This is a genomic window from Bacillota bacterium (assembly GCA_023511485.1).
Classification (GTDB): domain Bacteria; phylum Actinomycetota; class Aquicultoria; order Aquicultorales; family Aquicultoraceae; genus CADDYS01.
Genome location: JAIMBH010000013.1, coordinates 1 through 20674 on the forward strand (window position 1 = coordinate 1; position 20674 = coordinate 20674).

24 protein-coding genes and 2 riboswitches are annotated in these 20674 nt (G+C 46.5%); of the genes, 19 read left to right on the plus strand and 5 right to left on the minus strand.

What is annotated here, in order from left to right:
* Positions 1–510: 510 nt before the first annotated feature.
* The 11 genes from K6T91_05620 (at position 511) to K6T91_05670 (ending at position 7875) form a co-directional block, all read left to right on the plus strand.
* The gene (locus K6T91_05620; GenBank protein ID MCL6472275.1) at positions 511–714 is read left to right on the plus strand and encodes a hypothetical protein; all 204 of its coding nucleotides are present in this window, start codon (positions 511–513) and stop codon (positions 712–714) included.
* A 55-nt stretch (positions 715–769) separates the two neighbouring features.
* Positions 770–1123, plus strand: a complete 354-nt coding sequence (locus K6T91_05625) for a hypothetical protein (protein MCL6472276.1) — start codon at positions 770–772, stop codon at positions 1121–1123.
* A 613-nt stretch (positions 1124–1736) separates the two neighbouring features.
* Entirely contained in the window at positions 1737–2129 is a 393-nt protein-coding gene (locus tag K6T91_05630) for a hypothetical protein (GenBank protein ID MCL6472277.1), read from the plus strand.
* A 22-nt stretch (positions 2130–2151) separates the two neighbouring features.
* On the plus strand, positions 2152–2454 hold the full coding sequence (locus K6T91_05635) for a hypothetical protein (GenBank protein MCL6472278.1): 303 nt from the start codon (positions 2152–2154) through the stop codon (positions 2452–2454).
* A 50-nt stretch (positions 2455–2504) separates the two neighbouring features.
* Positions 2505–4328, plus strand: coding sequence for a hypothetical protein (locus K6T91_05640; GenBank protein MCL6472279.1), 1824 nt, complete (start codon positions 2505–2507; stop codon positions 4326–4328).
* A gap of 143 nt (positions 4329–4471) precedes the next feature.
* Positions 4472–4894 (plus strand): Asp23/Gls24 family envelope stress response protein, encoded by a 423-nt coding sequence (locus K6T91_05645; GenBank protein MCL6472280.1) that lies wholly within the window; start codon positions 4472–4474, stop codon positions 4892–4894.
* Positions 4884–5213 carry a hypothetical protein gene (locus K6T91_05650; GenBank protein ID MCL6472281.1) on the plus strand — a complete coding sequence of 110 codons (330 nt, stop codon included), beginning with the start codon at positions 4884–4886 and terminating at the stop codon, positions 5211–5213. The genes K6T91_05645 and K6T91_05650 overlap by 11 nt, the downstream gene beginning before the upstream one ends.
* The gene (locus tag K6T91_05655; GenBank protein MCL6472282.1) at positions 5210–5752 is read left to right on the plus strand and encodes a hypothetical protein; all 543 of its coding nucleotides are present in this window, start codon (positions 5210–5212) and stop codon (positions 5750–5752) included. The genes K6T91_05650 and K6T91_05655 overlap by 4 nt, the downstream gene beginning before the upstream one ends.
* A gap of 17 nt (positions 5753–5769) precedes the next feature.
* Positions 5770–6348, plus strand: coding sequence for a hypothetical protein (locus tag K6T91_05660; GenBank protein MCL6472283.1), 579 nt, complete (start codon positions 5770–5772; stop codon positions 6346–6348).
* Positions 6349–6362: 14 nt separating this feature from the next.
* The gene (locus K6T91_05665) at positions 6363–6548 is read left to right on the plus strand and encodes a DUF2273 domain-containing protein (GenBank protein MCL6472284.1); all 186 of its coding nucleotides are present in this window, start codon (positions 6363–6365) and stop codon (positions 6546–6548) included.
* A gap of 118 nt (positions 6549–6666) precedes the next feature.
* Positions 6667–7875: a geranylgeranyl reductase family protein gene (locus K6T91_05670; protein ID MCL6472285.1), complete on the plus strand. Its 1209-nt coding sequence runs from the start codon at positions 6667–6669 to the stop codon at positions 7873–7875.
* Positions 7876–7960: 85 nt separating this feature from the next.
* Here the strand turns inward: K6T91_05670 and K6T91_05675 are convergent, their stop codons facing one another.
* The 5 genes from K6T91_05675 to K6T91_05695 form a co-directional block, all read right to left on the minus strand.
* Positions 7961–10084 carry a vitamin B12-dependent ribonucleotide reductase gene (locus K6T91_05675; GenBank protein ID MCL6472286.1) on the minus strand — a complete coding sequence of 708 codons (2124 nt, stop codon included), beginning with the start codon at positions 10082–10084 and terminating at the stop codon, positions 7961–7963.
* Between the two features lie 156 nt (positions 10085–10240).
* Entirely contained in the window at positions 10241–11095 is an 855-nt protein-coding gene (locus K6T91_05680; GenBank protein ID MCL6472287.1) for an ATP-dependent Clp protease proteolytic subunit, read from the minus strand.
* A 36-nt stretch (positions 11096–11131) separates the two neighbouring features.
* A complete protein-coding gene (locus tag K6T91_05685; GenBank protein ID MCL6472288.1) occupies positions 11132–11341 on the minus strand; it encodes a DUF1858 domain-containing protein in 210 nt (69 codons plus the stop codon).
* A gap of 63 nt (positions 11342–11404) precedes the next feature.
* Positions 11405–12169, minus strand: a complete 765-nt coding sequence (locus K6T91_05690) for a hypothetical protein (GenBank protein ID MCL6472289.1) — start codon at positions 12167–12169, stop codon at positions 11405–11407.
* Between the two features lie 17 nt (positions 12170–12186).
* Entirely contained in the window at positions 12187–12657 is a 471-nt protein-coding gene (locus K6T91_05695; GenBank protein ID MCL6472290.1) for an Rrf2 family transcriptional regulator, read from the minus strand.
* A gap of 324 nt (positions 12658–12981) precedes the next feature.
* On the opposite strand from K6T91_05695, the gene K6T91_05700 reads away from it, so the two are divergent.
* The 8 genes from K6T91_05700 to mobB all read left to right on the plus strand — a co-directional run bounded on the left by K6T91_05700 (position 12982) and on the right by mobB (position 20669).
* Complete coding sequence (locus K6T91_05700) at positions 12982–13887, plus strand: LysR family transcriptional regulator (GenBank protein MCL6472291.1); 906 nt, start codon at positions 12982–12984, stop codon at positions 13885–13887.
* 143 nt (positions 13888–14030) lie between these two features.
* A riboswitch (molybdenum cofactor riboswitch) is annotated at positions 14031–14176 on the plus strand.
* A gap of 69 nt (positions 14177–14245) precedes the next feature.
* Positions 14246–14364, plus strand: a riboswitch (molybdenum cofactor riboswitch).
* Entirely contained in the window at positions 14355–15227 is an 873-nt protein-coding gene (locus K6T91_05705) for a substrate-binding domain-containing protein (protein ID MCL6472292.1), read from the plus strand. Its footprint overlaps the riboswitch before it by 10 nt.
* 135 nt (positions 15228–15362) lie before the next feature.
* Positions 15363–16076 (plus strand): ABC transporter permease, encoded by a 714-nt coding sequence (locus K6T91_05710; protein ID MCL6472293.1) that lies wholly within the window; start codon positions 15363–15365, stop codon positions 16074–16076.
* A complete protein-coding gene (locus tag K6T91_05715; GenBank protein MCL6472294.1) occupies positions 16058–17152 on the plus strand; it encodes an ABC transporter ATP-binding protein in 1095 nt (364 codons plus the stop codon). Before K6T91_05710 ends, K6T91_05715 begins: the two co-directional genes overlap by 19 nt.
* Positions 17153–17159: 7 nt before the next feature.
* Positions 17160–18566: a formate dehydrogenase accessory sulfurtransferase FdhD gene (gene fdhD / locus K6T91_05720; protein ID MCL6472295.1), complete on the plus strand. Its 1407-nt coding sequence runs from the start codon at positions 17160–17162 to the stop codon at positions 18564–18566.
* The gene (locus K6T91_05725; protein ID MCL6472296.1) at positions 18563–19786 is read left to right on the plus strand and encodes a molybdopterin molybdotransferase MoeA; all 1224 of its coding nucleotides are present in this window, start codon (positions 18563–18565) and stop codon (positions 19784–19786) included. The genes fdhD and K6T91_05725 overlap by 4 nt, the downstream gene beginning before the upstream one ends.
* Positions 19787–19992: 206 nt before the next feature.
* The gene (locus K6T91_05730) at positions 19993–20175 is read left to right on the plus strand and encodes a hypothetical protein (protein ID MCL6472297.1); all 183 of its coding nucleotides are present in this window, start codon (positions 19993–19995) and stop codon (positions 20173–20175) included.
* Positions 20172–20669 (plus strand): molybdopterin-guanine dinucleotide biosynthesis protein B, encoded by a 498-nt coding sequence (gene mobB / locus K6T91_05735; GenBank protein MCL6472298.1) that lies wholly within the window; start codon positions 20172–20174, stop codon positions 20667–20669. Before K6T91_05730 ends, mobB begins: the two co-directional genes overlap by 4 nt.
* Positions 20670–20674: the final 5 nt, after the last annotated feature.

Here is a 20674-nt window from a genome sequence, read left to right on the forward strand (position 1 = left end):
CCCCCATGCCGGTCATTATTGCAACCATAAATAAAACTTTATAGTTTTTTTACCTGTAGGTTTTCCATTTTTAAGCTTACCCTCCTTTATTAGTCTAGATTTGAATTTTAGGACCGTAGCAGGAGAAATGTCGTTTAATAGGTACTTGCCTCTCGTCCCTTATTTTATGCAATTCCATATTCTACCTAAGCATTGTTTAAACTGGTTATTGCCCTGACTAGCACTTATTTTGCACTTGTGGTTCGGGTCATGAGCGCGCCATTTGCGCTTCAACTTTCTCCAGGGTCATTACTATTTCTTTCTTGGCTACAGTCGGCGAGGCTACTGCCTGTATACTATAACATAGTATGTCATTGCAAACCGTACGATAAAATAAAGCTAAAGGGGCTAAATAATAAATTGAGAGCTGCGAGAATTATGGCCTTAATGGGGAATTGGGTCTCGTAAGCTTATACTATCATGGATTCTAATTTTAATGGATCGAACTGTTAAATATGGTAAAATTCCTGCATGATAATTTTTCTTGATGATTCAGGCGATCCTGGGTTCAAGGTAGGAAAAGGCTCGACCACATCCTTAGTTATAGCACTTGCTATCTTCGACGATGAACTCGAGGCAGAAGAAACATCGGTAAAAATAAAGAGGCTAAAAAGAGAGCTTGGCGTAAAAGATACGTTTGAGTTTAAGTTCCATAGATGCAGGCCTCAAGTATAGACGACGCTTTCTTGAAAGGGTTGCTAACTGCAACTTTAGGGTTAGAGCCATAATAATGGATAAGGGCCGAATTTACGGCCCTGAACTTAGAAGTTCTAAGGAGTCTTTTTATAACTATACGATCAAAACCGTTTTAAAGAACCATCAGAGAACCATATCAGATGCCAAATTGAGGCTTGACGGGCATGGCGAAAAAATTATTCGGAGGCAGCTTCGATCCTACTTAAGCCGTGAACTTGGACCTGGAATAATTAAGGACCTGAAATTTAAAGATTCCAGCAGGGATGTGCTAAGAGAGCTTGCCGATATGGTTGCTGGAAGCATCAGGGTAGCTCATGATAATAGCGACTTGCAGTATCGCCAAATCATAGAACCTCGACTTGAAGATGTCTGGACTTTTGGCTGGTAAAAAATTCGACCTAGCCCCTAGACTGGAGACATTCCAGCCACGCACGCCACCGGCGACAATTCGGGAACCAGGTCTTTGCAAGAACCATTCTACTATAAGCTAGTGCTTAAGCCTAGTAGGTTTCAATTTTTATTGGAACCTATACTGGTAAATATTTCAAGACCCTCTTCTTTATATCTATATCGGCAAATCTTGATCGCTTTAAACCTCTTTTAAGTTGGTACCCTGGTCGATTATTTGCGTTTTCTTCTAATACCTTTCTAATAAAACAATCTCCTATATCATAACGAGCCATAACAAAACGTATAATTTAGGGCTTTTATGCATGATAAACCAAGATAACAAATCATAATAAGATTACATACCCGCAGGTAGAATGGCGGGTTCGACTTTCGATTTTCGCAACCTACGCCCCTGACCTTCACCAAATACCTCCCAACCCTCATACTGAAGTACAACCATTACCACATATTACCAGACCTAGCCTACTAAAATAATACCCCTAGCTGTGTAAAGGTACCTGTATGGCTGCCGATAACTATATCTGAGTCTTAAATACCTAGCAATCGCCAATCAAGAGAATAATAAGAGAATAATATAAGAGAGGTGGGCCATGAACAGAAAAGGTATTAATTGGAGAGCAGCGTTAATTGCGGCTTTAGCAGTGCTGTTTACTTTCGCAGTCTCATCCATTGCTCAAGCATCCAGCGGTTCCGAACCTGATAAGTCTGTAACGGTAACGCTGGTTAACACTGCTACCGCATTTTTCATCTTTGCTCTCGGAGTCTGGATTACCTACTTAACAAGGGGTGGTTTTCTATCCTTAGGCTTTATACTTATTACTGTAGGTATTACCATCGGCTGGGTTGCAAAGCTTGGGGTTGAGTTTCTTGCTGATTCTGGTATGCTTGTCACTTCATATGACGCTGTCGGTATCGCAGAGGTGATAGGTGGGCTAATCCTGGTCGCAGGCTTTTACCTGCTAAGTGAAAAATTGAGAGCCTAAGCGAAATATCGAGGGAACAATCATGGATAAACAACAAATTTATAAGGAAATGATTACCGACATTGTAAAGAAGAAGTTTTCGCTTTATGGCCAGGCATTGGTATCAAAGATATCGGCAACCGGCTTAGTTAATCTTTCCCCAGATGGGGAGGTTATAGCCATTTCAGGAGATCCCAAGAAAGCATTAGAAGGCGTTCTCGGCGTTTTTAAAGAGATTGCAGGAAATGTTGGTGTTACTTCTGCAGTAACCGCCTTAAAGGTTTTTTCCATGAAATATGCGGAAGTTAAGCCGGAAATTGATGAAGCAGTAGGAAAGTTCGTTTAACTGTTAATACATCAGCAATCGGATAGCGATTGCAGAAAGGAGTGAGCCGAATGAAAAGATTTGCAATAATAGGCGCTGGCGCTTTGGTATTACTGTTATTATTGCTAGGTACCGGATCAGTTGCTTTCTACAGCCAAGAATCAAATTGCGTCAAGTGTCACGAGATGGAAAAGGACTATAGATCATGGCAAATGTCATCTCATAACCATGTAGCATGCGAGAGCTGCCATGCACGTACTACAGCATCCTTCTCTATCCAGGGAACTGCAATGGGCAGGATTATTGCCCATTTTACCAAAAAAGATAAAAATCCTAAGGCTTATGTAAGCAAAGAGAACTGCCTACGTTGCCATGCTGGTATTAAGAAGAATATCAAGACGCTTCGCGATAGCCATATAGTCAATCCGCACCCGATTCACTTAGCTGCAGGTTTTGACTGTTCGCATTGTCATAAGCGTGTTGCCCATGCAGACGGTGTAAATACACCGAGCAGACCTCAGATGAAGGATTGTATTAATTGCCACCGCGCAAAAGAAGTTTCAACCGAGTGTAAAACCTGCCATTACGGTACGCAGGAGCACTTGGATATAATCGCCCAAGCCGGAGGTTACGTTCTTAAGGAGGGCGAGGGTTGTGAGGTTTGTCACACCGAAAAAGATGTGGACAAGCCTGACCATGGAAAAGCAATGCAAAACATAGGCGGATATACTGGTTCTGAAACCTGCCTGAAATGTCATGTGAACGCCGCTAAACAGATTGGAAGCTCTGCTCACGGTATGCTTAAGACAAAAGTTGCCCATGTCCCCGGCATAAAGGTGCCTATGGGTATGGCAAGCAAGGCTGTTAACCCAATGGCGCTTAATCTGTGGGCCTCTTTAACTCCGTTAAAAGATGGAACGATGAAGAGTGGAACTTGCGGTAACTGTCATGTGGGCGGAAGCAATCTTCCGACACCGGAGATGGCTGCACCGGTGGATTGTCTAGTATGCCACGCGGAAAAATACGACTTTAGCAAGCGTCATGTTGAGAAGGTTGGGAACGTGTTTAAGTGGAACTACGAGCAGGGTCCTGAGGTAGCTGCATCGGTGGGTAAACCTAAGGCCGAGTATTGCTACCGTTGCCACGAAGATCATATGGCAGAAACCCGCGGCACTAAATACGAGCCTGAAGCTGACGTTCATGCTGAAGCAGGTATGTCTTGCCAGAGCTGTCACGTAACCATCTCCCACAAGATAGCTAAAGGCAACGTTGCTGATCTGATGGCAAACGATATACCTGAGCTCTCCGTTTCCTGTACGTCATGTCACGTCGATTTCAAGCATGAAAATAAAAATATCGATACCCACTTGAGCCGTCTTGCCTGCCAGACTTGCCATATTGGCAAAGTCGGTGGTTACTGGGTACAGGATAAGACTAAAGGACAGGATGACAACAACGACGGTGTATTTGAGGATACCAAGGTGCACAAGGAAGGTTATCCAACTTACTTCTGGTTTAATGGCACCGCTACTGATAAGAACTTGCCGGTTGGAAGCAGAACCGACAAGAAAGCCAAGATCTTTCCATTTAAGGTCATCACGGTTATAAGTGGAGTCGATCCGAATACTAAGTTGCCGGTTGCAAGTGCTGCTGGTGTTTACTCCAAGACGGGAGATTTTGCTGCTGCGGTTAAGGCTGCCGCGGCATCGAAGGGGCTACCAGAACCTAAGTGGATACCGCTTAAGAGCAATAAGGTTCAGCAATTAGATCACCAGATACAAAAGATCGGTGTTAAATGTAATGATTGCCATGCAAAGAAAGGCATTATGGATTTCAAGGCTCTTGGTTATACGGACCAAGAAATCGAAGAGTTGACCCAGCCGCAGAATTACTAGAAGCGACGAAATAACGAAATAGCAAAGAAAAACCCCGCCTGAGAGGCGGGGTTTTTCTTTGCTTAATATTTTGATTTTTTGCCCAAACTTTGTTTTTGTGGGTAACTAAAACTCAACGCGAAGGGAGGCGAGTTTATATGGCTATGCCAAAGCCGGAAGAAGAAATGAAGTTACTCAAAGAGCAAGGACCGGGGAGGACTACAATATCTGATGCGGTGGTTGCAAAAATTGCAGGAATGGCGGCCCGTGAGGTGCGGGGTGTTCATGATGTCGGTGGCGTTGCTGAGCGTGTTATTGGTGGTGTTGTATCGAGAATTACCGGAGGACCGGGGGCAGCCGCTGGGGTAAGTGTCCAGGTTGGGCAGGAAGAAGCTGCAGTTGATTTAAGTCTCATAATCGATTACGGGAATCCAATTCCGGAAGTTACCAACCAGGTCAGGCAAAACATAGTAAATCAGGTTGAATCGCTAACCGGCTTACGTGTAAAAGAGGTAAATATCACAGTAAATGACATATGGTTACCGCAGCAAGAACAACAGCAGGCAGGGGAACAACGTGCCGCATGATATCTTATCCGAGAAGAGATTAATATCTTTACTAACCAAAAATGCGGTAGAGGAAGTAGAAGGCGTTTCTCTTGTACAGGAAAGCCAAACCGGGCCTTCGTACCCATATCACCCGGATGTACCGGGTGTATGGGTACATGGCCCTGATCAAAGCGCATCTTTTGCGGTTAGCGTAAATATAGTCGTAATGGGAATAAGCGTTCCTGAAGCGGCTAAGAGGATACGCTCTGCAATTATGGGAGAGCTTCGATCAAGGAACTTAATAAATCTTGTAAAGGAAATAAATATTAATGTTAAGGATTGGGCGAAAACAGCATGAGATTGTTTAACCGAGTTTTAGCAACAATAGTATCGCTTTTTCTGATAATCGGCTCAGCGGTAGGTATAATCTATCTGGTCGGCATTTTAACTGGGGTAACAGCGTTTAGCCAGCTTGGCAGAAGCATTATAGATTCGCTGGCTAGACTAAGTGCCGGTCAAATTCAGGGAATAGTGGCGATAGTATTCGTGCTATCGCTAATGCTTTTTATATTGGAGGTACGTCCCTGGAGAGCTCGGTTTATCACTGTAAGGGATGATGAAAGGGGTAAGACGCAAGTCTTCAGGTCGGACCTAGAGACATATCTTGTACAGCGTATCGCACAGAAGAAAACAATAAGTCCGGAGCACCTCGATATTATAACTCATGGCAATAGATTTGTTGTTGTAACCGATGTTGCTGCCTCGTCAACTGCCGACCCTCAAGCGGTTCAAAAACAAGTTGAGCAGGATATCAGGCGCGACTTGGAGACAATCGGATTAGACGAGGACCTTGAACAGATAAGCACCAGGATCTCCCGGGTAAAGCGCGTAGCGTAAAATAGGGGGTCTGGGATATGGATACACTAAATAGGGTGTTGTTTATAATATTTTCTGCCCTGGTGCTTGTGGCAAGCGCTGTTGGGTTAATGCTCGCCTTTGGGGCTATAACGCCGGAACAGGTACAATCAGTCGTACCATATCAGCAGGTAGTTGAGTTCTTTCGGGTAAATCTGCTTGCATCTTCTTTGATTACGATTTTGCTTTTAGTTATCGTGATGGCACTTTCTTTTCTTTGGCTTCGCGGCCAATATGCCGAGGCATTAGAGTCTGTTACAGGTGGGCAATATGAATTCTCTAGCGAAGGTCCAGGTCGTACGCTCGTCAATTACAATGTATTGGAAAAATCAATAGATTATGCGATCCGGCAAATTCCAGGAGTCATCGACTCGCGAACGAAAATATATTCGGCGCGAGGCGGGCGTTTATTTGCCCATTCGTCTCTTTTTGCAAGAAGAGATGCAGATATCCGCGAGATCGATCGCAAAATAAGAAACGCGATTAACCGGGAATGGCTGGATAGGCTTGGCAACAACGTTGCCCGTCACGATATCACTATTAACATTGAAACAACTACTGAGCGAAGGGTTGCTTAAAGGAGGTAGCCAGTATGACAAACACGCAGTTTGGAATTCTTTTAGGCTTTCTAATAGGTGCTGCTTGGATAGCGTTTGGGTTTAATTCGATTCTGCTTGGCATCATCTTTGCGGTGGTCGGCTACTTTGCCGGCAGAGTTCTGGACGGTCAGGTAGACTTACAGGCCTATCTGCAAAGATATTCCAGACAGGCAAAGTAAAGCAGCGGCTGGCCAACTGGGTATGGAGCGCTAAATCATTTGAATTCGCGATGGGCAAGGTATATTATTAGCTAGTGTATACTTTGATAAAGGTTAAAATGCTCAGTAGGTTAAGGGCATGGAAAAAGCTGATGTAGTTATAGTTGGAGCTGGTCCCGCAGGTTCATCGGCGGCTTATTTTCTGGCCAAGCAGGGAGTAGATGTTATCCTTCTTGAGAAGAACAAACTGCCGCGTGACAAGACGTGTGGTGACGGGATAGGGCCGCGCTCTATTGCTATGCTTTATAAAATGGGGCTTGGCGACTGGTTGAAGACCGGTGGATATTACCGGTGTGATCGGGCACGCCTTTTTGCACCTAACGGTAACTATGTCGAGGCGGGCATACCCCGTGCCGACACACCTTTTCCATATTTCTATATAGTTCCAAGAATGGATTTTGACCACAAGCTTGTCGAGACTGCCGAAGCTGCTGGCAGTGTGGTAATGACGGAATGCAAAGCCACGTCTGTTGTAAGGTCAAATGGAGGGGTAAAAGGAGTCACTGCAATTTATCGCGGCGAGGAGGTAGAGATCAGGGCTAAAGCCCTGATCTGTGCAGATGGCACCAGCGGTACATTTTCGCAAAAAACAGGAATTTCTGTCGTAAAGCCGCACGCGATTGCGGCACGGGCTTATTATTCAAACGTAAAGGGGCTTGATGATTGTATAGATATCTATGTCGATGAACATATACCGGAAGGCTATGCCTGGATATTTCCAATGGCTGGTGGTAGAGCAAATATAGGCCTTGGGATTAGTGCGCCTATGTTAAAGAAGCACGATATAGATATAAGGAAGCTTGTTGATTGGTTTGTTACCGAAAAAGATACTAGCCCTGTTGACTTAAGTGCTGCTAAACAGGATTGCGAGGTAACAGGAGCATGGCTGAGGATGGGTTACGGCCGGCACAATACTGTTGCAGATGGTATTATCATGGTCGGTGATGCGGCGGGGCTCATCAGCCCACTGACCGGTGAGGGAATAGCTTATGCGCTTGAAAGCGGAGAATACGCTGCCGCGGTCATGAGTAGCGCGCTTGGCAAAGGCGATGTCTCAGAGCAGAGCCTCAAAGCCTACCAGGAGCATTTAAACAAGAATTACTATATGGACCACCGGATTTACGAGATTATAAGGCAGACCTTGTCCAAGAACTTTCTCATGAATGGGTTTATAGGCAAAGGCAAAAGGCACTCAACCTTAGCTCATAAGTTTATAAGCATTATGATGGGCACCGCAAAGCCATCTGAACTCCTCCGCCCGAAGATGTTTAAGTATTTCTTGTTCTAGGCCTTGAGCCCTAGAACAAAAGAGTTCAGGGACCGGAATCCCGAGGGCTATGGACGAGGACCGGTGGCGGCTCCTTCGGCGCCTCTTATAGAGGACAATACCCCCAAGCACATCCGCCCGAGTATTCCGAAGATGCGGTTATCGGCTGCTCCAGAACTTTTCTCTCTTCGGGGGTTCCAATGTATAGAACCTGCTCCGGCTTGCTGCCGTAGCGGTAAACTGTAATTCCTTTACATTCTAATTCGTAGGCAAGTAAGTATATTTTCCGCACATCGTCTATAGTTGCATCTTGCGGAAGGTTTACTGTTTTAGACACCGCATTGTCTACATACTTCTGAAAGGCAGCTTGCATCCTGACATGCCACTCAGGCGCTATATCAAACGAGGTTACAAATACCCTTCTAATTTCGCTAGGAATATCAACAATACCCTGGATTGTTCCGCGTTTTGATATTTCCATCATAAGCTCCTGACTGTAAAAACCACGCTCCCTGGCTACCTTTTCAAAAACCGGGTTAACCTCAAGAAGGGTAGTGCCTTCCATGACCTCTCTTGCATATGTGACTGCGAAGATGGGCTCGATGCCGCTGCTTGTGTTCGCAATTATACTGATTGTACCGGTTGGCGCAATTGTTGTAACCGTTGCGTTTCGCATCATCTCGTAGCCTTCTTTGTCCCACTTACTTCCTTTAAAGTTGGGGAAGGAGCCGCGCTCTCGGGCAAGCTCAATCGATTTTTTTATAGCCTCTTCGTAGATGAACTTCATGACTTCTTCGGCAACATTTAGGCCTGCCTGGCTATCGTATGGGACACCCATGTCAAGAAGCATATCGGCAAATCCCATCACCCCGAGGCCGATTTTTCGGTTGACTTTAGCCATGTGGTCGATCTGCGGCAGCGGGTATTTACTCGCGTCGATTACGTTATCCAGAAAGTGAACGCTTGCATGAACCGTATCTCGCAGCTTATCCCAATTGATAGTGCCATCGCTTTTTAGCATCTTGTGTAGGTTGATCGATCCTAAGTTACATGGCTCATACGGAAGCAAGGGTACTTCACCGCAGGGGTTTGTGCTCTCAAACTGCCCAATATCAGGTGTCGGATTTACCGCGTTGGCGCGGTCGATAAAGAAAAGTCCTGGGTCGCCTGTTGACCAGGCCTGGGTAACTATCAGGTCGAAAAGATACCTTGCCGAAAGTTTGCCTGTAACCTCGCCGTTTCTGGGGTTAATAAGGCTAAAGTCCTCGCCTTTGGACATTGCATTCATAAAGCTGTCTGAGACAGCAACCGAGACGTTAAAGTTGGTCAGGAAACCTTCTTTCTTCTTAGCTGTGATAAAGTCAAGTATATCTGGGTGGTCATACCGCAGAATTCCCATATTTGCACCGCGGCGCCTGCCGCCCTGTTTGATAACGTCGGTTGCAACATCAAACACCCGCATAAAAGATACTGGCCCTGAGGCGATGCCTTTAGTTGACCTTACGATATCGCCCTTGGGGCGTAAGCGCGAGAATGAGAAGCCTGTTCCTCCCCCTGTCTGGTGAATAATAGCCATATACTTTACTGCGTCGAAAATGGCTGGGATCGAATCTTCTACCGGTATAACGAAGCAGGCGGCCAGCTGCCCAAGAGAAGTGCCAGCATTCATCAATGTAGGGGAGTTAGGCAGGAACTCAAAATTCGCCATAAGATTAAAGAATTTTTCCTCTGTGGCTTTAAGGTTAGCTTTGCTGTTGTATAGTTGGTCAGGGGCGGCTATGGCCATTGCAACACGCCTGAACATCTGACCCGGTGTTTCAATTACCTCGCCCTTTTCGTCCTTAATAAGGTATCTTTGGCTTAAAACTTTCGCCGCATTTACGCTAACCTTTATATCGTTCAGTGGCACGCCTACGAATTGTCTTGCAGCTCTTACACTGGCTCTCATGTTGCGGTACAGTATGTAAGCCTTGGCAATCTCAGGAAGGTCTTTGTCAATTAGCACCCGCTCAACGATATCCTGTATTTGCTCAACGGTAGGTACCGGTATTTCCTCGGCTTTTTGTTGGAGTCTTTTTAAGACCTCATCTGCCAGGCTTGCGGCAAGCTTACCGTCTGCATGGCCGGTCGCATTTAATGCTTTGTGTATGGCCCCTGAGATTTTAGATATATCAAAGTCTACAATCCTGCCGTCTCGTTTGCGAACCTTTCTAATAAGGTGCTGTTCCATTTGCCCTCCTACGATACAAACAACACAGTGTGGCATATATCTGCTAAGCCGCATGGCGCGGCAGCCTTTATATTCCCATTATACTGTGTAAGTTAAAGAGGTGATACAAAAAAGGCCGGCCCTAGGATAGGGCCGGCCAACAGACCAACGGTATTATCAACGGCCTCTCGGTGGATTTGGGCGGCTTCTATACGGGATTGGGACATATTCAACTGATGGGCGCCTCTGTTGGGTTTGCGGATAAAGCTGCATCAGGTCATGAAATTCTTTGGGCAGTTTTTCGTTTACTGGAAGCCCGAACTCTTTGGCTTTGTCTACGCCGATTGGGTAATCGTGAGTCCAGCGACCCTCGCTTAGCGCTGTTGCTATCTCACGAGCTCTGTCCTCTGGCATCTTATCTTTTATAAGCTCGTAGACTACATCATGTACTTGTCCTATCGCTTTTTTAGCAACGTCGGCCAAAATGAGTGTCGAGTCATCTCTATTGGGATTTGGTACCTCGGCGGCTGCAATAACCGATGCCGCCGGGAACGACCCGGTTCTGGGGTCCCCGATTTGGGGGTCGACTGGCCCGAGGACCGCATTTTCATCCATCACTATCTCATCTGCCGCTAACGCAACAAGAGTTCCACCCGACATCGCATAGTGAGGGACAAACACCGTAACCTTTGCTGGATGTCTTTTGAGTGCAAATGCGATTTGCTCTGCTGCAAGTACAAGGCCACCCGGTGTATGAAGCACGATATCGATTGGCACTTTCGGGTCGGTCAGGCGGATTGCCCTCAAGATTTCTTCAGAGTCTTCGATATCGATATACCGGGCAAGCGGAATTCCCAGGAAGCTTAGAGCCTCCTGGCGATGAATCAAAGTAATCAGCCGCGTCTTTCTGCCTTCTTCAATCTTGTGCAAGAACTGGATTCTTCTTATATCGAGAATGCGCCTTTGGATTATCGGAAGAAGAAACGATATGATGAAGAGCAGCCATAATATATCTGTGATGCTAATAGGCATCTAACATACCATTCCTTTCGGTTTTACAACCTGTTATTATTCATTTTTGTTTCCACCGACCACTGCATTAAGCTCGGCCACGAGGTCGTTGGGATCAAGCCCGTGCAGCGCCGCACCTTGCTCGATATTCTCAAACTGCGATACAGCGCAACCAAAGCAAGCCAGACCATGCCTCAGGAAGACTTCGACGGTCTCTGGATACTGCTCAACACACTCGGCAATAGTCATATCTTTTGTTATTGCCATCTTTGTTGCCTCCTTAGTAAATTCCCAATAACGGCACAACTTTATACGCAAAGCCCGAAGTCCTTAGAAATGGCAGCCTCCACACTGGTTATGCGATTTGTGACATGCCAGACAGTTGCCAAGTCCGCCGGAGACATTTGCCAGACTCTTGTTGTATGCCTCGACCCTGCTGTGCTTAAATGATAGTTCTCTTTCGTCGAAGTGGCAGGTCCTGCAGATGCCATTGCTCGGCTTTTCCTTTGACATCTGCGCGATTTTATCTATATCTACAAGAGGCCCACAGGTGCTGCATTGCCAGCCGGCTTTGCTTTTTGAAATCGCCCCGCCGCAATTGCGGCAGGTCTTTTCATCTATGTTAACTTGTTTTCTGCATTTTGGACAGAAGAAAGCTCCTGAAATCTTAACTTTATCAGCTTTTGATTTACTAAGTATTGTGCCGTCGCTTAAGTGGCATACTGTGCACTTTTGGTCTGTCTTGATGCGCTGCTGCATCTCTTCCGGTGGGGTAGGGGCTCTATCTGGCGACATTAAGTTCTCGCCCTCTTTGTGGCAATCGCTGCAATTTTGCCCGCCAATCGCATCGTGCATCTTGACCATACCTGGCTTCTTGCTGTGGCATCTGCACCCCGGTATTCCGTACGGATTCTGATCGGCCTGTGCTTGGTTTGATGATGCGCCTCTTTCGGAAACGGTTGGTGATATATCAACCTGTTCAGTATCTGTGCCGGCAGGCAGATTTGAGGCGGCGTAGTAATATCCGCCGATTACTAAAACTACTATTGCGATAATAATTAAAACCACTATCCGCTTGTTCTTTAACAAATCCATGTTGCTCCTTTAAGAATCTAAACGTCTATTTCCGTTTCGTTGCTGACTTGGCTGTTTGAATCTGTAAGGCCATCTGCTGCAGGTATCCTTTTAAGGGTTAGTGCAGCCAGCGTAGTTGACTCAAGGACTGATACCATCTGCTCTTGCGCAAGCCGCCACACTTTATGTAGAGAACAGCTTTGCTTCCTTGAACAGGCGCTATCCCCGGTTAGACAATTGTTGAGGGCTATAGGTCCCTCAATCGCCTCGACAATGTGCTTAATGTTTATCTCGGACGGTTTTTTGGCAAGATAGATACCGCCTCCGTTTCCACGGGATGTATGGATCAGCCCTGAACTTTTTAGGTCCGGTATGATTTGGATGAGAAACTTTACTGGGATATCCTGCCGCACGGCAATTTCTTTTGACATAACGGGCTGTTGATTATAGTTAGTTGCTAAATCAACCATGGCGCGAATTGCATATTCTGCTTTTCTGGTAAGCCGCATACGGTGCCTCCTTGAGTTAACATTACCAAGTTGATTAACTTTATCATAATTCTATTAGGGTGGGCAAGTAAGGCTAAAGTTGGTTAAGAAGTCTTAACTAAGAAATCTTGATATACCAAAATGCTAATGCAGTACTCTAGTGCCGTAGCTTGCCAGTGCTTTTATACTGCAGACAAGAAATATTAACTGGCAAACTAATAGCTAAACTTAATTATATATCTGAGTTTAGCGCCTTGGGGCATTGGCGCGTCAAGACGCAATATATGTTATAATAAATCCCTATAATACTAAATTATCCGATAATCGCTTCTTATAGGAGGAACTATGAATATAAACCAGCTCAAGGCGTTCGTTAGCATAGTTGAAAAGGGAACTTTTTCGGCAGCCGCAAGGGGGCTAGGAATATCCCAGCCCGCCGTAAGCCTGCAAATACAGGCGTTAGAGGAGTTTCTTGGGGTTGATTTATTAGACCGCAGGACAAAGAAGGTCCAGCTTACCGAGGCTGGAAAGCTGTTTTACCCGACAGCCTTGCGAATTGTGGCTCAGGTTGATAGTGTCCAGCACCAGCTTGAAGAGCTTGGTGACCAAGTAAAAGGCAGACTTACAGTTGGCGGAAGCACCATCCCGGGCGAATATGTCCTGCCAAAGCTACTTGGGCGCTTTAAGAAAGAGTACCCGGATGTTTCTATCACGCTTAAGATTGCCGATACAGTCGAGATCACAGACCAGATTGTTTTAGGAGAACTTCAGATCGGTTTAATTGGGGCCAAACCTGCTGCAGGGCAGTTGAGTGCCCAACCCTTCTTAAATGACGAGCTGGTATTCATTGTTCCGATGGGGCACGAGTTTGCAGGCAAGAGGTCCATAAGCCTTGATGACCTACGTAAAGCGGATTTTATTATGAGAGAGCACGGCTCTGGCACACGCCAGACGATTGAAAGCCATCTTTTTAAGCAAGGCTTAACTCTTGAAGACCTAAATATTGTGATGGAGCTCGGGAGTACCGAGGCAGTAGTCAACGCCGTAAGTGCTGGTCTTGGTGTCTCATTTGTTTCCAAGTGGGCTGCCGAAAGGTCGCTGAAACTGGGCGAGATATCGACGGTAAAGCTATCTGGAGTTGCGCTGGTCAGGGACCTTTACCTAGTTGTAGGGAAACATGCTCCCACAAGGTCGATGCAGGCGTTTCTCTCTTTTGTAGAAGCGCTTGATGTTAACGAGATAAAACCGTAGTGTAAAGGGTCTGGGGACCAGGATTCAGGGTCTAGGGTTAAAGAGGCCAAAAGCCAAAAGGGAAGCATTGTCATTGACAAGCAAAGCTGAAATGAATTGTAGACGTTGCAATTTTAGTTTATGCTAATAAAGTAAATAATTTAAATACAAGCAGACTCCGACCCGACATCCCTAAGGCGTGGACTATGGGATCAGGGCGCCGGACTTGTTGACGACAAGACAACGGCCAGGGTTGAGCTGGAAACGGCTTTGCCTCCCGACTTTGGAAAGGAGCCTTGATTTTAGGCAGTGCCTTAGATTTAGATTTGGCACCGGTCTTTCCTTTGGGTGGCCGGTGTTTTTGTTCTTTAATAGATCAGCAATATAGGCTCTCCGAGCCGGTGCGCCTAAGGTATCGACTATGGCAGCCGGCCGATAGGGTTAGGATGGAAACGTTCTGGCCTCCCGTGTTTGGAAAGGAGAAGTAGTTGAAGAAGTTTGCCTTTTTATTTGTGATTGTTGCCTTGTTCTTGATTGCTTTTAGTATCACTGGATGCTCAGGACAACAGAAAGCCGCTACAAGTACGTCTAATGAAACCACTAAACCTACTAAGAAAGCGACTATCATTTTAGCCACTACGACCAGTACCAAAGATACCGGGCTTTTGGATGTACTCATTCCCGCTTTTGAGAAAAAGACCGGGTATACAGTGAAGACAGTGGCGGTTGGAACCGGTGAGGCTTTAAAGATGGGTGAGCGGGGCGACGCTGATGTGCTTCTTGTACATGCCCGCCAGTCTGAGGACGAGTTTATGGCTAAGGGCCTTGGTAAGGTAAGAGAGGACGTTATGCACAACGATTTTGTGCTGGTCGGCCCAAAGAATGACCCAGCCAGGACTAAAGATGCCATGAGCGCAGCCCAAGCTTTTAGATTTATCGCCTCTAAAAATGCAACTTTTGTTTCCCGTGGGGATGACTCGGGCACTCATAAAAAAGAGCTCAGTATCTGGGCAAAAGCCGGGGTGAAACCTGCTGGGAGTTGGTATATAAGCACCGGTCAGGGTATGGCAGCGACTATACGCATAGCGAATGAGAAACAGGGATATACGCTTTCTGATAGGGGCACCTACCTTGTCCAGAAAGGCAACATTGATCTTGCTATCGTACTCGAGAAGAAGGAAGACCTTCTTAATCCATACGGCGTCATAGCGGTCAATCCAGATAAGTTCCCAAAGGTTAATTACAAGGGGGCTATGGCGTTTGTAAACTACGTAACTTCTGATGAAGGACAGAAGATAATCGCGAATTTCGGCAAGGATAAGTATGGAGAGCCATTGTTTGTGCCAGACGCAAGGAAGTAGGTCTAGATTGAGGGTAAAATGCCGAAGCCTAGAAGTGCTAAAGTACTAAAGTACTATGCCTTTATTTCTTGGCCTTGGCACCTCGGAACATTGGCAAATCAAGACCTATAACTATGAACTTACCTTGAGGGTTGCATGGAGCTATTATTTGAAGGAATCAAGCAAGCATTGATATTGATATTTACGGGTGATCCCTTGGTGATTGAGGCGACGCTTCGTTCATTTGAAACATCGGGGAGCGCTGTTTTGATATCTTTGCTTCTGGGGTTGCCCCTTGGGCTATTGCTTGCACTTGCCAGATTTCCGGGGAGAAATTTAATTATTTCAATAGTAAACGCCGGTATGGGTCTGCCTCCGGTTGTTGTTGGACTCTTCGTTGCTATACTTCTTTGGCGCTCGGGAGTCTTAGGGTTTTTGGGCTTGATGTATACGGTGCCAGCTATGATAATTGCCCAGGTTATCATAGCTATGCCGCTGGTGGTCGGCCTTACTGTTTCCGCTGTTCAGCAGCTTAACCCAAAGCTTAAGCTCCAAGCACTTGCTCTTGGCGCGAGTAAAGTGCAGATGCTTATAACGCTGGTAAAAGAGGCCAGGCTGACTGCACTTGCTGCAGTAATCGCCGGCTTTGGCGCGATTATATCAGAGGTCGGAGCCGTTATTATGGTCGGCGGCAATATAAGCGGCCAGACGAGAGTTTTGACAACAGCAATCGTCGAGCTTGTCGGCAAGGGAGATTTCAGTCGTGCCCTTGCCCTAAGCTTTATTCTTCTTGCTATTACCTTTGCTGCAACTTATGCACTGACTCTTTATCAGCAAAAGGAGGCGGGAGTTTGGCGCCGTATCTCGTAGTCGAAAATCTTATTAAGCGGTACGGGCAAAAGCAGGTTTTAAACGTGAAACGGTTGGCCGTGGACCGAGGTGAGGTGCTTGCTGTAATCGGGCCAAACGGCTCGGGCAAAAGCACGCTCCTTCGCTTAATCGCGCATCTTGAAAAGCCGACCAGCGGAACCATCAATTTTGCTGGATTAGATGGTGCAAGAGACGAGCTTGCTATCCGCAGGCGACTCGCATTCGTGTTTCAAGAGCCGCTTCTATTTACGGGAACCGTTTTTGACAATATCTCTTATGGATTGAGGATGCGTAAAACCGCAAGAAGTGAGATAAGAAAAAGAGTTCAAGATGCAGCTGAGATGTTTGGAATTGCGCATCTATTAAATTGGCCTGCCAATCTTCTCTCGGGTGGTGAGGCACAAAGGACATCGCTTGCACGGGCATTTGTCCTTGAACCTGAGTTGCTGCTTCTTGATGAGCCGATGGCCTCGCTTGACCCGCCGACACGCGAGTCGCTAATCCGTGACCTCAGCGAAGTGCTTGGGAATAAGAAGACGACCGTGGTCTATGTAACGCATGAGCTTAACGAGGCCATGATGTTGGGCAAACGCTGTGCATATATCGATGAGGGGCAAGTTATGCAAATCGGGAGCCCGCGTGAGGTGATGGTTAACCCGATCAATAGGAGAGTGGCCGATTTTGTTGGCGTTGAGAATATTATCAAAGGAAGAATCGTTGGGCGAGAAAACGGTGTTGTTAGGGTAAAGGTAAACGGTTTAGAGATTGAAGCCCTCAGCAAAAGTATAACGGCCGATAAAGTTTGGGTGTTTATCCGGCCTGAAAATGTTACTATAACATTGTCAGATTCTGTTAACTCAACAAGTGCGCGGAATCGCTTTTCGGGAGCTGTAGTAAAGATTCTGGACTTAGGAGCACTCTGCCGTGTGGTCGTCGACTGTGGCTTTTTGCTGGCTGCGCTTGTAACTAAGCGAGCGGTAGAGGAAATGGGTCTTTATGTGGGGCAAAGGGTATGGTTACTGTTTAAAGCAACCGGAGTGCATATAACGTCGCGCGAAGGAGAACGTGCGCACTAGAAATAAAATGTCCGTAAATAAAGCTGAAATGATAGCAGTTGGTGAAACCAGGCAAACAAAAGATATGGGTGCGATTATACTTGCCGGAGGCAAAAGTAGCCGCATGGGTCGGGATAAGGTTGCAGTTCTGTTTCGGGGCGAGCCTCTCCTTATTAGGGTTATTCGCATACTCAAAGAAATGTTTGGCGAGGTAATTGTCGTTAAAAATCAGGATATACCTTTTGAGTTAGATGTGTCCAAAGTAGTCCAGGATGAGGTTCCTTATCAAGGCCCGCTTGGCGGTATAGCCGCCGGGCTTAAAGCGTCGTCTTATGAGACGAATCTTGTTGTTGCAGTTGACATGCCTCTTATAAGTCCTCAGGTCGTAGGTTATCTAGCAGGTCTAACCGGTGAGGCAGATGTTGTTGTTCCGAAGACTGGCGATGGCCTTGAGCCACTTTTCGCCTTTTACAGTAAACGCTGCCTGCCGGCTATTGAGAAAACCCTGAAGGACGGTGAGCGCAAAGTAATATCGTTCTTCCCGCATATTAAACTAAGGGTTGTAAACTACGCAGAGGTAAGCCATCTTGACGGGGCGGATAAGACTTTCGTAAACATCAATACCGAGCGCGAGCTAAAAAGAGTCGAGCACAACCTTGATGAGGATGAAGAAGGATGTTTTAAGGTTTTAGACCGTGAAACCGGTGACCCTCGCATGCCGGTTGAAAGGCCGGTGACAATATACCTCAACTCGGAAGAGCTTGTAACAGTGCAGACGAGTATGGAGCACTTAGACGAGCTTGCTTGCGGCTTTCTTGTTTCCGAAGGAATGCTTCAGGATAGAGGCGAGCTCGTTGATATCCGTGTCAATGAAGACCGTGGCGAAGTAAGGGTGCGAACTGCAAAACCTAAAGAGAATGCGGTGCAATCCATGGGGAAGCGTTTTGTAACGTCTGGCTGCGGTAAAGGTTTTTCTTTTGTAAGCCTTGGTGATGCTATGGGCATCGCAAGGCTTACCAGCGAATTTAGAGTTGCGGCTGAAGATATCCCGATTTTTATGAGAGAATTCCTGTTGAGTAGCCGCCGCCCTGGCATGCACTCTTCTGCTTTAGCAAGAGATGGCAAGATAAAGCTAATCCGTCAGGATATCGGTAGGCATAATACGGTTGATATGGTACTTGGAAGGCTCTTTCTAGATGGTATTCAGGAAAGGGATGTAATGCTCTTTACGACGGGGCGTATCTCTTACGAGATGGTGGTAAAGGCGGCCAAGGCAAGAATTCCGGTTCTGGTATCGCGCACAGCGGCAACTACGCTTGCTGTGGAACTTGCCAATAGGCTTGGAATCGAAATAATCGGATATGTGCGCGGGGAGAAAATGAAGGTGTATACCGGTGCAAGCAGGTTGTTGACCGAGGGGGAAGGGATAGTTTGATAAGCGTTGATGAGGCTCGTGAGATTATCCTAAGCAAAATAGACAGGCTCTCTACTGAGGAGGTGCCGATACTTGATTCGTTGGGCAGAGTCCTTGATGAGGATATCATCTCCGAGAGCAATATCCCACCGTTTGATAACTCGTCGATGGATGGCTATGCTGTGCGCTCGGAGGATACTGCAGGTGCATGGCCGGCTGGGCCGGTTGAGCTAAAGGTGCTTGGTAACCTTGCCGCGGGCTATGTGCCAGAGAGCTCCATTGGTAAAGGTGAGGCGATTCGCATTATGACTGGTGCTCAGATGCCAGAAGGGGCTGATGCAGTGGTTATGGTTGAAAATACCGAAAAAACCAACGGCGGTGTTTTGATATTTACCCCGGTGAAGCCGGGCGAGAACGTGCGCTTTGCAGGTGAAGATATCCGGGTCGGAGAAGTCGCTTTAAGACGGGGCAAAAAAATAACCCCCGGCGATATCGGTATGATAGCTAGCGTAGGCAAGGCAAGGGTAAAAGTCGTAAAACGGCCAAAAGTCGCGATAATCACAACGGGAGATGAGCTTATCAATATCGACGAACCGTTGGCGCCGGGAAAGATAAGAAACAGTAATGCTTACTCAATTGCTGCCCAGGTAATCGATACGGGTTGTATCCCTTTGATGATTGGTATTGTAAGAGATGCGAAGGAGGATCTCATGGCAAAAGTCAGGCAAGCTATAGAGGAAAGCGCCGATATGATTATCACGACCGGCGGTGTTTCAGTTGGCGATTACGACTTTGTAAAAGATATCATAAAACAGGCGGGCGAGGTAGTCTTCTGGCAGGTTGATATGAAGCCAGGGAAACAGCTTGCATTTGGCATCATAAAAGAAATACCGGTTATCAGTCTTCCAGGTCATCCAACGTCCTCAATGGTAAGCTTTGAGCAGTTCGCTCGCCCGGCGCTGCTTAAAATGAGTGGGCGAACCGATATCGCACGCATGACGGTTGAAGCGGTCTTCCAGGGTCCTCCGTTCGTAAACAAGACTGGGCGCCGCAACATGCTTCGAGCTGTTGTAACTAAGGAAGACGGCGTATTTAAAGCAAGGCTAAGCGGCTTATTGCAATCAGATGGTTTAAAGGCAATGGCGCTTGCAAATGGCTTAATGGTCATGCCGGAAGATGTTGAGGAGATAAAAGCCGGAGATAAAGTTACCGTGCAGTTGTTTGAGCCTATTACGGGATAGCCGGAAATATCAAATTAAATGTTGACCGATAAAATCTAGAAACATTGATGTACCAAAGTGCTAATGCCCGTGCTCTAGTGCTGTAGTTTGCTAGTGTGGTAGATAAGAAATATTAACTGGCAATTGGTAACTGGTGGACTAAGTAGCCTTACTTGAACTTAGTACTTTGGAGCATTAGCACATCAAGATGTGACATGGAGGTCTATATGAGCAAACTAACCGAAGACATTTTGAAGAAAATAGAAGAGGCATCTAAAGATAAGCGGTTATCTTGCACTGCTGCGCGAAAAGTTGGAGAGGAGTTGGGTATCCCGCTTCGCCAGGTTGGTGAAGCCTGTGATGAGCTTGGGATAAAGATCTTTGCCTGCGAGCTGGGATGTTTTAAATGATACCGGTTGTCTCGGTAGTTGGAAAATCAAACGCGGGCAAGACCACTTTTCTCGAGAAGCTTATTGCTGAGCTAAAGGCAAGGGGCTACCGTGTCGCTACCATCAAGCACAACGTACACGATTTTGAAATAGACCATCCAGGAAAAGACACGTACCGTCATGCAAAAGCCGGAGCAGATACGGTAATCATCGCTACGGCACACAAGATGGCGATGATAAAGAAGCTAGATAAAGAACTGCCGATTCAACACATTGTCGAATTGGCAGGTGCGGGGCATGACCTTATCATCACCGAAGGATATAAGCGGGGGCCGTTTCCAAAAATAGAGGTCTCACGAAAAGAAGTCTCCAGTGAGCTTATCTGCTCTGAGGATGAGTTAATCGCACTTGTCACAGACCACCCGTTTCCGATAGACATCCCGCATTTTGGCTTAGATGATGCAGGAGGCTTGGCAAACTTTTTGGAGAAGAGGTTCTTGCGACAGAGCCGGTGAGAGGG